At 46.3% G+C, this 15,736-nt stretch carries 15 protein-coding genes; 5 read left to right on the top strand and 10 right to left on the bottom strand.

Annotated features, from left to right (window positions below; genetic code table 11):
* Positions 1–77 precede the first annotated feature (77 nt).
* From POF51_RS08730 to cbpB, 4 genes are all read left to right on the top strand, one after another.
* Positions 78–1,325, top strand: coding sequence for an S-layer homology domain-containing protein (locus POF51_RS08730; RefSeq protein WP_271755034.1), 1,248 nt, complete (start codon positions 78–80; stop codon positions 1,323–1,325).
* Between the two features lie 166 nt (positions 1,326–1,491).
* Positions 1,492–2,334, top strand: a complete 843-nt coding sequence (locus POF51_RS08725) for a lipoate--protein ligase family protein (protein WP_271755032.1) — start codon at positions 1,492–1,494, stop codon at positions 2,332–2,334.
* Positions 2,335–2,392: 58 nt separating this feature from the next.
* Entirely contained in the window at positions 2,393–3,532 is a 1,140-nt protein-coding gene (locus POF51_RS08720; protein WP_069849173.1) for an acyltransferase, read from the top strand.
* A gap of 266 nt (positions 3,533–3,798) precedes the next feature.
* The gene (gene cbpB / locus POF51_RS08715) at positions 3,799–4,269 is read left to right on the top strand and encodes a cyclic-di-AMP-binding protein CbpB (RefSeq protein ID WP_069849175.1); all 471 of its coding nucleotides are present in this window, start codon (positions 3,799–3,801) and stop codon (positions 4,267–4,269) included.
* Positions 4,270–4,337: 68 nt separating this feature from the next.
* Here cbpB and POF51_RS08710 read toward each other — a convergent pair whose 3' ends face one another.
* From POF51_RS08710 to POF51_RS08700, 3 genes are all read right to left on the bottom strand, one after another.
* The gene (locus tag POF51_RS08710) at positions 4,338–5,438 is read right to left on the bottom strand and encodes a YheC/YheD family endospore coat-associated protein (protein WP_069849177.1); all 1,101 of its coding nucleotides are present in this window, start codon (positions 5,436–5,438) and stop codon (positions 4,338–4,340) included.
* A 166-nt stretch (positions 5,439–5,604) separates the two neighbouring features.
* The gene (locus tag POF51_RS08705) at positions 5,605–6,165 is read right to left on the bottom strand and encodes a tRNA (mnm(5)s(2)U34)-methyltransferase (protein ID WP_017249253.1); all 561 of its coding nucleotides are present in this window, start codon (positions 6,163–6,165) and stop codon (positions 5,605–5,607) included.
* 33 nt (positions 6,166–6,198) lie between these two features.
* A complete protein-coding gene (locus tag POF51_RS08700; protein ID WP_069849179.1) occupies positions 6,199–6,948 on the bottom strand; it encodes an MBL fold metallo-hydrolase in 750 nt (249 codons plus the stop codon).
* Positions 6,949–7,001: 53 nt separating this feature from the next.
* Between POF51_RS08700 and POF51_RS08695 the strand changes: the two genes are divergently transcribed.
* Positions 7,002–8,036 carry a YkvI family membrane protein gene (locus tag POF51_RS08695; protein ID WP_069849181.1) on the top strand — a complete coding sequence of 345 codons (1,035 nt, stop codon included), beginning with the start codon at positions 7,002–7,004 and terminating at the stop codon, positions 8,034–8,036.
* A gap of 46 nt (positions 8,037–8,082) precedes the next feature.
* Here POF51_RS08695 and POF51_RS08690 read toward each other — a convergent pair whose 3' ends face one another.
* The 7 genes from POF51_RS08690 to POF51_RS08660 all read right to left on the bottom strand — a co-directional run bounded on the left by POF51_RS08690 (position 8,083) and on the right by POF51_RS08660 (position 15,690).
* Positions 8,083–8,949 (bottom strand): 2-oxoacid:ferredoxin oxidoreductase subunit beta, encoded by an 867-nt coding sequence (locus POF51_RS08690; protein WP_007719146.1) that lies wholly within the window; start codon positions 8,947–8,949, stop codon positions 8,083–8,085.
* Positions 8,921–10,699 (bottom strand): 2-oxoacid:acceptor oxidoreductase subunit alpha, encoded by a 1,779-nt coding sequence (locus POF51_RS08685; RefSeq protein WP_017249256.1) that lies wholly within the window; start codon positions 10,697–10,699, stop codon positions 8,921–8,923. Before POF51_RS08685 ends, POF51_RS08690 begins: the two co-directional genes overlap by 29 nt.
* A gap of 194 nt (positions 10,700–10,893) precedes the next feature.
* On the bottom strand, positions 10,894–11,832 hold the full coding sequence (locus tag POF51_RS08680; RefSeq protein WP_271755016.1) for a dipeptidase: 939 nt from the start codon (positions 11,830–11,832) through the stop codon (positions 10,894–10,896).
* A gap of 108 nt (positions 11,833–11,940) precedes the next feature.
* Positions 11,941–12,201 carry a stage V sporulation protein SpoVS gene (gene spoVS / locus POF51_RS08675; protein WP_003385776.1) on the bottom strand — a complete coding sequence of 87 codons (261 nt, stop codon included), beginning with the start codon at positions 12,199–12,201 and terminating at the stop codon, positions 11,941–11,943.
* Between the two features lie 118 nt (positions 12,202–12,319).
* The gene (locus POF51_RS08670) at positions 12,320–13,114 is read right to left on the bottom strand and encodes a TIGR00282 family metallophosphoesterase (protein ID WP_069849186.1); all 795 of its coding nucleotides are present in this window, start codon (positions 13,112–13,114) and stop codon (positions 12,320–12,322) included.
* A 121-nt stretch (positions 13,115–13,235) separates the two neighbouring features.
* Positions 13,236–14,777, bottom strand: a complete 1,542-nt coding sequence (gene rny, locus POF51_RS08665; RefSeq protein ID WP_069849189.1) for a ribonuclease Y — start codon at positions 14,775–14,777, stop codon at positions 13,236–13,238.
* A gap of 271 nt (positions 14,778–15,048) precedes the next feature.
* A complete protein-coding gene (locus POF51_RS08660) occupies positions 15,049–15,690 on the bottom strand; it encodes a RecX family transcriptional regulator (protein WP_069849191.1) in 642 nt (213 codons plus the stop codon).
* Between the last annotated feature and the right edge of the window lie 46 nt (positions 15,691–15,736).

Raw genomic sequence — 15,736 nt, 5'->3', positions numbered from 1 at the left:
TCCTGCAACAATACAAGCCCACTCGCCGTCTGAATAGCAGTCAACAAAAACTACATTGCCATTTTGAGGAGGTTAACATGAAAAGAGCACTAGCCGTATTTTTGTCGGTGTTGATGTTCTTAACGATTATCCCAGTCGTCGGTGCCGCTTCCACTCCTTCGTTCTCAGACGTTCCACGTAGCCATTGGGCATACAAGGAAATTACGGAGATGGCGGCAAAAGGGATCATCAAAGGATACGACAATGGGACGTTTAGACCGAACAATGAAGTTACCCGCGCCGAATTTGCCAAAATTATGATCGCAGCAGCAGATGTAGATATAAACAAACGCTACGTCGACCAAACCTTTAAGGATGTTCCGCGTCATCACTGGGCATTTCTGTATGTGGAATACGCCAAGCCTTACTTGACTGGTTACAAATCCGGCTCCACCTACACGTATAAGCCAGATCAAGCTGCAGTACGTGAAGACATTGCTGTCGCATTGGTACGCCTGTTGGGCTATGATCAAAAGTACAAAGCCGACCTGAATCAATTGAAAAAGTTCCGTGATTACGATGATATTTCGTCAGCTCTGCGTCCGTATATTGCGATTGCGATCCAAACTGATCTGATGAAAGGATACAATGGCAATTTCCGTCCACAAGATCCGATTACTCGTGCGGAAGCTGCTTCTCTGCTTTATCGTGCTATTTTGGATCGTGACGATGATGATGAGATCAAAATTGTATTCCCTACCCCTGGTCAACCGCAGCCTCAGCCAGAACCAGAGCGAATCAATATCAGCGATTCCTTCTCTGATTCCAAATTGAAAAACTGGAATACAGACAAAGCGACAGGAAAATGGGAGGTCGCTAGCAAACAAGTGACAGCGGAATCCGATGACGATGATCTGGATCACTACTTCCTGCCACTGAATTGGAATGAGTCTGACAAAGTTAAGAAATACGAATTGAGCGTCGATGTCAATGTCGTAGGCAGTGAAGGTTTAGGAGGCCTTTACTTCAACGGTAAAGACGGAAAAGCCAATGTTGTATTCGTCCAAAAAGATCGCGTTGTTTTAGGGAAAGTGAATGATGTCGACGAAGACGATATTGACATCATTACTTCTAGCTCCTACAAGCTGAAATCCAGCAATCGCTTAAAAGTAGAAGTTAACGAGAACACCGTTTCCATCTACCTGAACGATCAATACTTGTTCGGTCAACAGTATGTAAAACAAGAAGGCACAAAGCTCGGTCTGTACCTGCAAGAAGAGGCAATTGAAAACGCGCCTCGCAAAACGACCTATCTGGACAATTTCTCCTTCAAGGAGACTAAATAAAGAACCATATTTTGACCCGACAAGCTATCTTGGCCTGTCGGGTATTTTTTCACTCTCTTTGACATGCATGTTCTACCAAATGGAAAAAAGATAGCGAAAACGTAGAAATAAACGCATTTCAGATGTTATAATGGTAGCTATTCTTGTCCTGTGAAGGAGCCTTCCTATGTCGTTTTCTGTTAATCAACCGTTTCGCTGGATGGACTCCGGTACCTACCAGGATAGTCCACTTGAACCTTTAATCCGTGATGAAGCGTTGGCAGCCAGTATGCAATTTGAATCTGCAACCCCTGTGATTCATCTCTGGGTGTACGATCAGGCGCTGTATCTCGGCCGTAGAGACGCCAAGCTTCCTCATCTGCAGCAAGCCTTGCGCAAGTTCGGTCAAGATGGCTTTGGTTGTGTTCTTCGCTCATCTGGTGGAGCTTGTGTTCCGCTTGATGCTGGCGTTCTCAATATGGCTTGTTTATTACCTGACACTTCGATTTCCATTGACTCCTTCTTCTCATTTGTTGCCCAGCTTCTTGATGTGGGCCTGCGCGATTATGGGAAGCTAGAATTTGGAGAAGTGACGGGTTCCTACTGTGCAGGCGAATACGATTTTTCCATTCACGGTAAAAAAATCGGAGGTATGGCACAAAGACGCACGCGACATGGCTCTATTTTGCAGTTATGCATTAACGTCGACGATCGGCCACGAGGGGAATGGATGGAGCACTTTTACCGTCTTGCCGGCTTGGATGAAATGCAAAATCATAAGCCAATTCCTTCCATCGATGCTTCTACCGTTGGCAGCATTGCGAGTTTGACTGGAAAATTGGCCACTATGGATGATGTAAAAGCACGTCTATTGGAGACAATCCGTTCTGAGTGGGCTGTATCACCTACCCCCTTTTATGTGCAAAATGAGTTAGTGACAGAGTCGAGGCATCATTTGTCACAACGATTACACTTATTTTCTTATACCGCAAAAGAACTGGCCGCACCTGACTGGCACTTACCCGAATAACGGGCATTATATTTGCTTTTGATTCTCCAGGTGCTGCCGGAAAAATTCTGGAGGAATTATGAATAGCAATCGAAAGGGGACGTTTCAGGATCTGAATGCCCTTTTTGTTTTTGGGGCTCTTACTGTCTTGATGATTCACATCCTCAGTTTTTTTCTCTCAAATGAGAAGACGTATCCGTGGAATAGTGATTTACAAGCCGTTCTAATCATCTTGTTAAAATTCGGTCGTTCTTTGTTTATATTTGCAACTGGCATGTTGTTGTTTTACTGGTATCAGCACCGACAATTGGATTGGCGTGCTTTCTGGAAAAAACGCTGGCGCGCGGTTATTTTGCCTTATGTAATTTGGACGGCCATCTTCACCTATTTTAAACACCAAACTTTTGACCCGGCCGTGCTGGTTGGACCGTTTTTCGAAAGTCTGTTTAATGGCAGTTCGTTCTACCACCTGTATTACATTCCGCTTTACTTGCAGCTTTGCTTGTTGTTTTGCCTGATCAAACCGTGGATGGAACGGTACTTGAACTTCCGCTGGATCATCGCGCTATTTATTGGACAGGCTGGTCTGTACGTTCTCTACCGCTATTTGTTCATTCAGCCGTTATGGGCCATCGATTGGGCTTCAAACCCATTCCTGTCCCTCATCCAGCACAGTTATGTTTACGGGCAACATTATGTTTTCATGTACGTATTTACTTTTGCACTCGGCGCTTATGCCGGAATGAATGTGGATAAATGGCGGACGTGGGTGAAACGCCTTCAAATACCTTCTATCGTTGTGATGGCAAGTGCAGCTGTTTGGATGGCGTACGGCTATCTTTCCGGCTCCAAAAGCTATTACGAGAGCATGAATATTTTCGAACCGCTTTACTTGGTGTACACACTCTGTGTGATCATCAGCTTTTACCCTGCATCCAGTTATCTCGGTAAACTGCCTAAACTCGGTCCATGGCTTGCCCGGTTGGCCAAACAAAATATGGCTATCTATTTGGTTCATCCGTTAATCTTGTTCTTACTGCAGAGCTACGTCATTCATCGACTAGGCTGGTCGACGCCGTCATTGGTCCTCGGCATGTTCGTAATTACACCGCCACTGTGCATTTTCCTTTTCGAATTGACGACGATGTCCTTTTGGTTCAATCGAAGAAAACGTATGGAAGCAAAACCGATTTTCAAAAATCAAACGTATAAAGCGTAAGGGATACACTGGTTTCCTCTAAACTCCTAATGTAAAAAACAATATGATCTCCCATACTAGTACTAGGGACGATTGTTCCACACCTCGATTACTTGCCTGGCGTAACTGCCGGGCTTTTTTTCGTCTAATGCCCCGTCAAAGGCTTGGTGACGCCAAGTTTTCTAAATGTAGCCCTACCGTTTGTACCTCGCTTACGGTATCATAGAAGAGGACCACGAGCAGTGCTTACTGCTATAGACGACAGAAAGAAAAGGTGGTGGATCTGAATGAATCAAGAGATCCCTTTGTTACATATTCCGATCAAAGATCTCATAATCGCGTCCACAAAGGTCGCACATGTGCAGTTAGGTAATTCGCTTGAGCACACCCTGCTAGTCCTAATCAAGTCCGGCTATTCAGCCGTTCCTGTACTGGATCATCAGTATCGTTTGCATGGGTTAATCAGCACGAATATGATCATGAATAAGACTCTAGGTTTGGAACGCTTCGAGACCGAGCGTATGTCCGAACATATTGTAGATGATGTGATGGATACGAAGGTCCCTCGATTGCGTGACACCGATGAATTTTTGAAAGCATTGGAAGTTTCCATTAATCACCCTTTCGTCTGCATTGAAGACGACGAACACTATTTCCAAGGAATCTTGACTCGAAAATCGATATTGGCTTTGGTATATCGTCACTTTCGCAATCTGCCCTTTCCTTTGGCTGACCAACAACAGCCGGCAGAATCGTAGGTCACGGCATACAAAAAGACGGGGCAATAAATGCCACCGTCTTTTTCACATTCTTCTGCGTTACTTCTTTAGAGTAAATAGCTTGGCGATAGAAGCTGATGCTTCCGGTTCTTTTTTTCAGCGAGTAATGTCTGCGCATATTCCAGTGGATGACGGTACGTTTGTTTAAACATCGCCTTCTCTCCTGCCTTGAAAAAAGAATAGCGCTGATCACGCACATTGACTTCAATTAAATACGGATTGCCTCGCTCGTCAATTCCCATATCCATCCCTAAATCTGCTAATGATGAAAAATGCCGACCATACTGCTTCGCAATTTCCACCGCCGCTATACCAACTCTTTCGATGACCGCTTGTTGTTGTTTCACTTCAGGAAAGATGGGTACCAAAGCTTCCGAAAACGGCACTGCTGTCCCACCTCGAGAGAGATTGCTCAGCTTGTTTTTCTGATTGGCGACCTTGGCAACCATCCCGCTCACAGTCCACTGTTTCTCTTTGTTTTTCTGCACCGAAACACGAATATCAAACGTTTTTCCTCCATAGCGCGCCAATGGAATTCCTCGCTGGATCAAAAATCTTTTGTTACCGACCCAACGTCGCACCGTGGAGAGTATCTGCGAATGAGATAAAATCTGCCGCTTTTTCGAGGCAATGAAGTGATAATTGCCTCTATGCCGTTCAATACGTGCTACCCCAATTCCGACTGATCCAATCGAAGGCTTGACGTACACCACCTGGTAATTATCCAAGAACTGACGCAACTGCTCCATGGAATAAGGAACGGTATGTGGCAGATAGCTGCGGATGTGTTCGTTTTTCCAGAGCATCTGGTGTACTCTTCTCTTATCCCGTACAACCAAGCCATTGAACACCGTCTTCTTTTGGCTCAATCTTCGAATCACATTTCGTGCTTTTGTATCCCCTGTCAACACACGATTGTGGATGACGCGCGGGACTGAAACCAGTTGGGAGACGAGTCGATTTCCGTTCCAAAAATATCCCTTGACCCTTTCATCTCCTGGCTTCACATGCCGCGGATGGAAAAAAACAGGCTCCAATCCAAGCTCTCTTCCGATTTCGACATAATAAGGCAGACGCTCATATGACTTGAGGCCTTGAATACCTTTCTCCATAAGGGCCCAATCCAACATTATCCCGATTCTGTCCACGTAGATCCCCCTTGCCACATTGCTCTCACATAGGGTATGTGCCAGAAAGGGCAAGAGCGTGCCTATTTTTGTACACCTCTTTCGCGAACTGACAAAATAATTGCTTTCTCATAGGAATGATGTCGGATGCTGCGCTTGCCCGGGAAAGGATCGCATTTCGTTCTTTTTATTGTCCCCGGCGTTCGATAGCCAGTAAAAATGGGGCTTGGTTTTGCTGATTGATATATTGATATTTTAAAACCAAATAATCCAATTGGCTTAGCTCGTGGCAAAATGCTTCTACTGCCTCTTTTTCCGTCTCTCCCGCCGAATGCCCCCAATAAATCATGACTGTCATGATTCCGCCTGGTCTGAGCACCCTCAACCCTGATTGAATCGCCTGAATGGTACTACTCGCTTGTGTTGTGATTTCTTTGTCTCCACCCGGTAAATAGCCCAAATTAAACATGATCGCCGCGGCACTAATCTCCAGCTTGTCAATTTCCTCATGACTGGCGAGCATCATTTCTACCCTGTTCGCCAGACCTTCTCTTTCAAGTCTCTCTCGTGTTTTCTCGATCGCCTGCGGCTGGATATCGAAGGCGATTACCTTCCCCTCTTCTTGCACCAATTGCGCAAGAAATAAGGTGTCATTTCCATTCCCCATCGTGGCGTCTACAACAGTTTCTCCTACTTGTACCCGTTCACGGATTAATTTACGTGCAACTTCTAATACATTTGGAAACACAGTCAACTCTCCTCTCTATGTACACAAACCTTGTTATAAATCGATTTGCAGGCCGATGCGCGCCGCATAAACTGGACCTGCAGCAAAGGCATTGGCCTCCGCGAATACTTTAGACTCATCATAGCCGTAAAACAAATGCGTAACTAATAAAGAACGGCAGAATAAGGATTGTGCCAGTTCTGCCGCTTGGCGAACAGACAGATGCCCATTTTGCTTGGCTGGTAAATTGTAATCCAGATAGGTCCCCTCGCAAATAAACAAATCCGCTTGATTCGCAAAGCCCTCCCAGGCTGTACCTGGTCCACTGTCAGCTCCGTATACGAGGACATGACCGTTTGCTTCCAAACGCATGGCGTAGCATGGATCTCCATCACCATGGTCTGTCCGTAAAAAAGTAATCGAGACGTCCCCAATGGTAACAGACGTTTCTTCGGTGATTGGGGTAAATGTGGTCGCATCTCGATACACCAATGTCTGAGCATTCGCCAATGGCAGCGCAGGAGCGTAGATCGGAAGCGGCTTGTCAGCAGGTCTTTGGCCAAATAGCTGATGAACCATTAAACCGTACTGCATCACTCCTACATCCGCAACATGATCATGATGATAGTGAGATAAGAGCATGGCATCCAGCTCATAAATGGGCAAATGCTTGCCTAACTGAGCAAGAACACCGCTCCCGCAGTCGAGAAGAATTTTGACACGGTCTGTTTCAATTAGGTAACCCGGAGTAGCACCCCCTGGGCCAGGATAAGGAGATTGATAGCCTAACACGGTAACGCGCATATTCGGTTCACTCCCTCTCATAGGATGGAATAAGGTAGGACAGGAGGTCTGAGATGCAAGGAACATGGAGAGCCGCATGGCAGATCGCTTTTACGTATATTGGGACAGTCGTAGGAGCTGGTTTTGCCTCAGGCAAAGAAATTGTAGAGTTCTTTGTTCAATATGGAACACAAGGCTTAGTGGGCATCATTCTGGCGACGACGCTGTTTATTTGGGCAGGCATCCGCGTCATGCTGATTGCCTATCGGATTCAGGCCGATTCCTATCAAGAAGTCAGCACCTATTTATTTGGGCATCCGTTTGGCACTGTATTTAATACCTTGCTCTTAACCGTATTGCTAGGCACTACCTCAGTCATGCTCGCTGCTACCGGCGCGATTTTTTGGGAGTCATTTCGATTATCTCCCCAAATCGGCATTTGGTTTAGCATGATTTTGATTTTTTTCGTGACGAAAAAAGGGCTGTTTGCCATCCATCACGTGAACAGCATTTTTGTTCCGATGCTCATTGGCTTTACTGTACTTGTCTTCCTTTATACGAAGCCATGGTTAGATACGAATGTCGTCGTTGAATCGTTACGGCCTTGGGCGTGGCTTAGTTCTCCCTTTTATTATGTTGCCTTAAATGTCACGCTTACACAAGCGGTTTTGATTCCGATGGGTAGACAGAGTACAAGCGAGAAGCCTCTCATCCTGGGGGGAATCATAGGAGGATTGGGAATAGGCCTTCTGCTCTTGCTCGCCTATGCTTCTCTCTCTGTAAAAATGCCGGGAATCCATCACGCGGAAATGCCTATGATTGCTGTGCTGCAAGGCTTGGGGCCAACCATTCCTTTTTTATTCTCCCTATTGGTGTATGCCGAAATTTTCTCGACTCTTGTGGCCAACGTTTTTGGTCTAGCCCAACAGATTAGACAAGTTACCCCACTTCGAGGGCCGACTATTTTACTCGGGATTTTGCTGATTTGCTATTTGATCAGTTTTATCGGGTTTAGCTCGCTTCTCCGCTTCCTATATCCACTCTTTGGTCAACTGGTCGTCTTTTTCCTTGTCATGCTCGTGTACAGGCAGTGGCGCGAACGCATGTAACAAAAAAACCTCTCCCGTTAAGGAGAGGTTTTTCACTCTATCAAACTTAAGCAAATTCTTTAACCAATTTTTCGAAGTCTTCTTCAGACAAGCGAATGTCTTGGTTCACCAAACCTTCTTCTTTGAAGCCATTTACGAGAGCTTCGTAAGGTTTTTGCTCAGTGTTTTGGTAGATCAGACCTGTAATCAGGCCTTTGTGTTGCATAGAGGTAGACATTGCTTTGATACGGTCATGTGGATCGTATCCTTCGAGCGTGTCTACTGGTACGATGTTCTCTTTGAACCAGTCGTATGTGTTTACCTTGTTGTAGGTTACACAAGGGCTGAATACGTTGATCAAGGAGAAGCCTTCGTGTTGGATACCTTTTTCAATCAGTTCAGTCAAGCCCTTCAGATCGCTGGAGAAGGATTGAGCAACGAATGTCGCACCTACAGACAGCGCCAGTTCAACTGGAGAAATCGAGGACTCGATGGAACCTGCCGGTGTAGACTTGGTCACGAAACCAGTCGCGGAACGCGGGGAGGTTTGACCTTTTGTCAGACCGTAGATTTGGTTATCCATTACGATGTACGTAACGTTCATATTACGACGGATAGCGTGTACAGTATGGCCCATACCGATCGCGAAACCATCCCCGTCACCACCTGCTGCGATAACTGTCAGCTCGCGGTTCGCCATTTTCACACCTTGTGCGATTGGCAGGGAACGTCCGTGAATACCGTGGAAACCATAACAGTTGATGTAGCCGGAAATACGACCAGAGCAACCGATACCGGAAACAACTGCCAGATTTTCAGGTTCCAGACCTACGTTCGCTGCAGCGCGTTGAATAGCCGCTTGGATGGAGAAGTCTCCACAGCCTGGGCACCAGTTTGGCTTTACGTTATTTCGAAACTCTTTCATAGTCGCCATTTTTTACCAGCTCCTTCACTTCAGCATAGATTTCCTTCGGCAGGAATGGGTTACCGTCATATTTAAGCACGGATTCGATTTTTTCAGCGTTTCCAACGTGTTGTTTGAGCAAGCTTGTTACTTGCGCTTGAGCGTTGTGCTCAACAACAACAACTTTCTTCGCTTTATCTACGAGTGCTTTGATTTCTTCAGTTGGGAACGGATGCAGCAAACGGATTTGTGCATGGTTTACTTTCATTCCCTCTTGTTCCAGACGGCCTTTTGCTTCTTGAATAGTACCAATTGTGGAGTTGATACCCACAACCAGAACATCCGCATCAGCGTGAGGAGCATCTGCTGTTACAGCGCCTTTGAAGCTTTTCAGGACGCCTTCCATTTTGCGCATACGTTTATCCATTTGTTGAATACGGTTTGCAGCATTCTCAGATGGACGACCAGTTTGATCATGCTCAACACCAGTTACGTGGTGCAGACCGTATTTTTGACCAGGAATAACACGAGGAGAAACGCCGTCTTCTGTTACTTCATAACGTTTGAACAGGTCGTTTTGCTCTTTTTCTGGCAATTCTTGTCCAGCAAGCAGTTTTCCGCGGCGGATTTCTACTTTGCTGTAGTCAAATGGAACAACGGTTTGTTTACCCAAGGACAGCGTCAAGTCTGTCATCAGGATAACAGGCAGTTGGTATTCTTCCGCAATGTTAAACGCTTCAACTGCATCGTAGAAGCACTCTTCTACTGTGCTTGGCGCGATCACTACTTTTGGAATGTCACCATGCGTACCGTAGATCATAGCATTCACATCGGATTGCTCGATTTTGGTAGGCATACCAGTAGATGGGCCACCACGCTGTGTGTTCACGATTACAACTGGTTGTTCCGTGATACCAGCCAGACCAATTGCTTCCATCATCAGGGACAGACCAGGACCTGCAGAAGCAGTCAAGGAACGAGCACCCGCGAAGTTAGCACCGATTGCCATCGTAATTGCAGCAATCTCGTCTTCTGTTTGGATAACAGTACCGCCCAATTTAGGCAGCTTTTTAATCAAGTATTCCATTACCTCGGAAGCAGGTGTGATCGGGTAAGCTGGCATGAAACGGCAGCCTGCTGCTACAGCACCCAGAGCGATCGCATCGTTACCGATGAGGAACAGTTGTTTTTGTGGATCAGCCTTTTCCATTTGGAACTCAGGCAGTTGACCACCAGTCAATTCATTTACAAAATCAAAACCGCGGCGAATGGCATCCATGTTCTTTTCAACCACTTTTTCGCCCTTGCGGAGGAACATATCTTCAACAATGGGACGGAAGCTTTCCACTGAAATGCCGAGGATGGCACTGGATGCACCAATCGACACCATGTTTTTCATCAGGGAAGTTCCCAGCTCATCAGCGATCTCAGTCAGTGGTACAGTGAAGAAGCGAACTGGCTTCAAGCCGTCCGGCAACTTTGGATTAAATTTCGCGTCCGCGATAATGATACCGCCTTCACGCAACTCATGCGCATTGAAATCGATCGTCTCTTGGTCAAACGCTACGAGAATGTCCAGATCGTCAGAGATCGCACGCATTGGCGTTGTGCTCACGCGAATTTTATTGTTCGTGTGTCCACCCTTAATACGGGAAGAGAAGTGACGGTAGCTATACAGATGGTACCCCATCCGGTTCATTGCCATCGAGAAAATCTCACCAGTACTCTCGATGCCCTCCCCTTGCTGTCCTCCAACTTTCCAGGAAAGTTGACTAATCATTCAGATTCCACCCTTTCAGTGACTGTGAGAAAAGCTGCCCTATCACACCTTGAAAAGACTGATAAGATGTGACATTTCTGTGCATAGACAGTAACAATTGTAGTCCTGTCCATGTCAAATTGCAAGTGCTTTTACTCAACTTACTTTTGACCTGAATTTTAATGTTGAACTTGGTACATTAATATCCTCATGCTTTATTGTAGCACGTTTCCGAAAACACGCAACCAATTTCCTTGCACAAATTTCAATACTTCCGCCTCTTTATATCGTTTTAACAAAGCTTCTAGTAACTGGGAGTAATCTGCCGCGGATGCCATGTCCCCAAACGTCTCGGTAATACCATCGAAATCGGAGCCAAAACCTACGTGGTTTACGCCACCCAACGCGCAGATGTGATCCAAGTGGCGCAGCAAGTCATCCATCCAAACCGTGCGCTTGTCCGGCACGGTAAAGAAGTCTACAAACGTCAAGCCAATCACGCCATCTTTGGCGATTAACGCTCGAATTTGCTCATCCGTCAAATTGCGAGAGTGATTGCATAGGCTTCTCACGTTCGAGTGGGATGCGATCACTGGTGCTTTTGAGCATTCTAGTACATCCCAGAATCCTGGGTCGGCCAAATGCGAAACATCAATGATCATCCCCAGCCGATTCATTTCTTCTATGACTTCTCGTCCAAATGAAGTAAGTCCACCTGGATTCGGCTCTCCATTTCCACTTGCTAGGGCATTGCCATGATTCCAGGTCAGCGTCATTCCTCGTACACCAAGCCGGAACCACGTACGTAGCTGAACCAGACTCTCTTCTAATGCATGCGCACCTTCTACAAACAGAATAGCCCCTTTCTGTCCCTTTAATACGCATTCAGTCAAATCGGCCTTTGTGAAAATCGGCCGGAATTTATCACTGGCCACCTTTTGATAAAAAATATCGATCATTTCTAGTACAGAATGAAAGCGACGTCCAAACGGCACCTGAGAAGGGACGAAACAGGCAAGCACTTGTATGTCTACATTCCCTTTTTCAAGGACGGTAAAACCCGTTTGCAAGAGCTTGTCTTCTTTATAAAAGTCCAAATCAGGGTTCTGCCATAGCTTGCATAATACATCGCTATGCGCATCAAAGATTTTCATATGGAAACGCTCCTTCTCTTCGATGACTTCGGAGGTTATACTTCTGGACAAACGAAAAAACCTGTTCATTCTTCGAACAAACAGGCAGGTGAAGCATTTGCAGTTGTATCATCTGGGTTCTACGATTAATTTGATTGCAGTTCGTTCTTCTCCATCAATCACGATGTCGGTAAAGGCTGGAATACAAATGAGGTCAACTCCACTCGGCGCTACGAACCCTCGTGCGATTGCTACTGCCTTCACAGCTTGATTAAGCGCCCCAGCACCAATGGCTTGGATCTCAGCGGCTCCTCGTTCACGAAGAACTCCGGCAAGGGCACCAGCAACGGAATTGGGGTTAGACTTTGCTGAAACTTTTAATACTTCCATCCTTTTTGAACCTCCCGTCTGATAGGAATCCTGTCATCATTAGAATGATATTCGCATAACCCCTAAAAATTCCTGCTAACTCGCTTGAAAGATTCAAAAAATTCTAATCTTATTCTCATTATTCCATAAACGGATGGTCGGAGTCAATTCTGATTCGTTCCATTTTTTTCGCATGCCCAGTCGCTTTATCTAGAGTAATCAGCACTGCATTCAACTGCGCAGGATCTGGCGCTACCTCAAAGCGAACAGGGAGCTGCGTCAAAAATTTCTTAATAACTGCTTCGCGTTCCATCCCCAAAATGCCGTTACTTGGGCCACACATTCCCACATCACACAAAAATCCGGTTCCTTGAGGCAAAATACGTTCATCAGCGGTTTGCACATGGGTATGCGTCCCCACGACCGCTGTTACCTTCCCATCTAGGTACCATGACATAGCTTGCTTCTCCGATGTAGCTTCTGCATGAAAGTCTACAAAAATGAACTTCGTACGCTTCCGAGCTTGCTCCACTAGCTTGTCAGCCATTTGAAATGGACAGTCGAGCGGTGGCAAGAACGTACGCCCCATCAAATTAATGACAGCTAGTTCCCCTTCAGGTTGTTTGATGTATGTAATCCCTTTTCCGGGAGCCCCTTCTGGGAAGTTCGCGGGTCTAATCATCCGCGGCTCATCATCAATAAAATCGAAAATTTCTCTTTGGTCCCACGTATGATTCCCGAGCGTAATCGCGTGAACACCCCACTCGAAAAGCTCCTTGGTAATTTTCTCTGTGATCCCGCGACCATGCGCAGCGTTCTCTCCATTTGCTACGATAAAGGTAGGGCTGTATTTTCGTTTCAGTAACGGCAAATATGTTTTCACGATCTCTCTGCCAGGCGAGCCCATAATATCTCCAATGAATAACAACTTCATTACCAAATCACCTCATTGCTAGTATACACAATTCCTCTGCTCATTAGAAAACTTGACTTCGTCAAGCATTTGGTGTGTCCTTCGTTGCGCTACAAAAAAAGTAAAGTGGCACGCAGCCACTTTACTTTGCATACTCAACTGCCCGTGTTTCACGGATAACCGTTACTTTAATATGACCTGGGTAGTCAAGTTCATTTTCAATTCGTTTCGTGATATCCCGTGCCAGACGGGTAGCTTCCGCATCGTCAATCTTATCAGGTTGAACCATCACGCGAATTTCGCGTCCTGCTTGGATCGCATAAGACTTTTCTACGCCATCGAACGACTCAGAGATCTCTTCCAGTTTCTCCAAACGTCTGATATATGTTTCCAATGTCTCACGGCGTGCACCTGGGCGTGCGGCAGACAGAGCGTCAGCAGCTCCCACGAGCATAGCAATGACGGAAGTTGGTTCGGTATCACCGTGATGAGACGCAATACTGTTCACTACTACGTGGTGCTCATTGTACTTCTTAGCCAGTTCAACACCGATTTCAACGTGTGAACCTTCTACTTCATGGTCAATTGCTTTTCCGATATCATGCAGCAAACCTGCACGTTTGGCCAGCTTCACATCTTCTTTCAGTTCTGCCGCCATTAAACCGGCGAGATGTGCCACTTCCATAGAGTGCTTCAGTACGTTTTGACCGTAGCTTGTACGATAACGCAAGCGTCCGAGAATCTTGATCAGATCTGGATGCAAGCCGTGAACGCCTGTTTCAAACGTTGCTTGCTCACCGTATTCACGGATTCGCTCGTCTACTTCGCGACGTGCTTTTTCCACCATTTCCTCGATGCGAGCTGGGTGAATGCGGCCGTCTGCGACCAGTTTATCTAACGCTGTCTTGGCGATTTCCCGACGAATCGGATCGAAGCCAGACAGGATGACTGCTTCTGGAGTATCGTCAATAATCAGATCGATACCAGTCAACGTTTCCAGGGCACGAATGTTACGTCCTTCGCGTCCGATAATACGTCCCTTCATCTCATCATTTGGCAACGTAACCACAGAAACGGTTGTTTCTGCTACGTGGTCTGCTGCACAACGTTGAATGGAGGTCGTAATGATCTCACGAGCACGCTTGTCCGCTTCTTCCTTGGCCTGAGTCTCAATCTCCTTGATCATCACAGCCATTTCGTGGCGGACAGTATTCTCCACATCAGTCAGAATGATCGTCTTCGCCTCATCCTGCGTCAAGCCGGAGATTCGTTCTAGCTCTGATACTTGTTCTTTATATAAGTGCTCTACCTTGCTTTGCAGTTCTGCGATGGTACGGTCACGCTCAGACAATTCTTCTTCTTTGCGCTCCAACTGTTCCATCTTGCGGTCCAACGATTCTTCTTTTTGTAGAATTCGTCGTTCCTGACGCTGGATCTCATTGCGTCTCTCACGCAATTCAGTTTCCGCTTCGGATCGAAGCTTGAACACTTCATCCTTTGCTTCCAGCACCTTCTCCTTCTTAACGGCTTCGGCGTCCCGTTTGGCTTCCTCCACGATCTGTCGTGCAGCTTCTTCTGCACTGGAGATCTTCGCTTCCGCAATCGATTTACGAGTGAAGTAGCCTGCACCCAAGCCGATCAGCAGGGCAACGAGCACAATGACAACAGTAATTATAGGATCCATAGGCTTTTTCGTTTCACCTCCTTATTGTAAGACATCTCCCCGCTTTCCAAGCATTTGTTTTCCATGGAGTGCTCTCACATTTGAACATTCGGCTAAAAAACAAGACCGATTTACTCGGTCCGCTGAATCCGTACAGCTTTCGCACGGTTTTTCAGTTGTTTCATAGGCAACGAGTGAGCAAATCACAAAAGTTATGATACACCAAGTAAATACAAACCTATTTTATTATTTGTGAACAAGAATTGTCAAGATCATGCAAATAGAGTTGGCCCTAACTATCGCTTCTATGACGCAATTCTTCACGCATTTGTTGAATGATCGCATGGGAGAATCCCTTGCGCATCAGCATAGATAGCAGCTTGCGCTCTTCATCGGGGTTCGGTGCACCCTCTATACGCCGCGCCTTCTTCTCTATCAATGCGCGGGCAGCATCTAGTTCAGCCTGCCTAGACACGCCACGTACTGCGTCATCTACAATCGCTCTGTCCACTCCACGCTGGGTAAGCTCCATACGCAGCATATACGGGCTCCTCGGCTTCAAACGCAATCGCTCGTCTACCCATTGCTTCGCAAATGCTTCATCATCGATGTAGCCGTGATCCTTGCAGCGCTGGCATATCTCTTCTGCAATCTGTGGCGAAAATCCCTTTTCTATCAAATAGGAATGCAGCTGACTGCTTGTTCGCGGGCGTATGCCGAGATATCGCAATGCACCTAAATACGCTTTATGCTTTTCTTCTGCTATCAGGACTTCTCGGCAAAAAGCTTCATCTAATTCTGTTCCCTTAAATAGGTTGTACTTTACCAGTATGTCTTCGTGTACGGTAATGGCATACTCGCCTTCGACATCGATATGGTAGCGTTGCTTTTGTTTGATATCTCGATGAACGGCAGTGATCAGGCCGCTCTTCATGATGATTCACTCCTTCGCAAAGCTAAAATAACAGCCTGTCTCATCG

It is taken from the genome of Brevibacillus sp. AG (assembly GCF_028369215.1).
In the GTDB taxonomy this organism is placed as follows: Bacteria; Bacillota; Bacilli; order Brevibacillales; family Brevibacillaceae; genus Brevibacillus; species Brevibacillus porteri.
The sequence above is the reverse complement of the archived record's forward strand: the minus strand, read 5'-3'. Positions and strand labels throughout refer to the sequence as shown.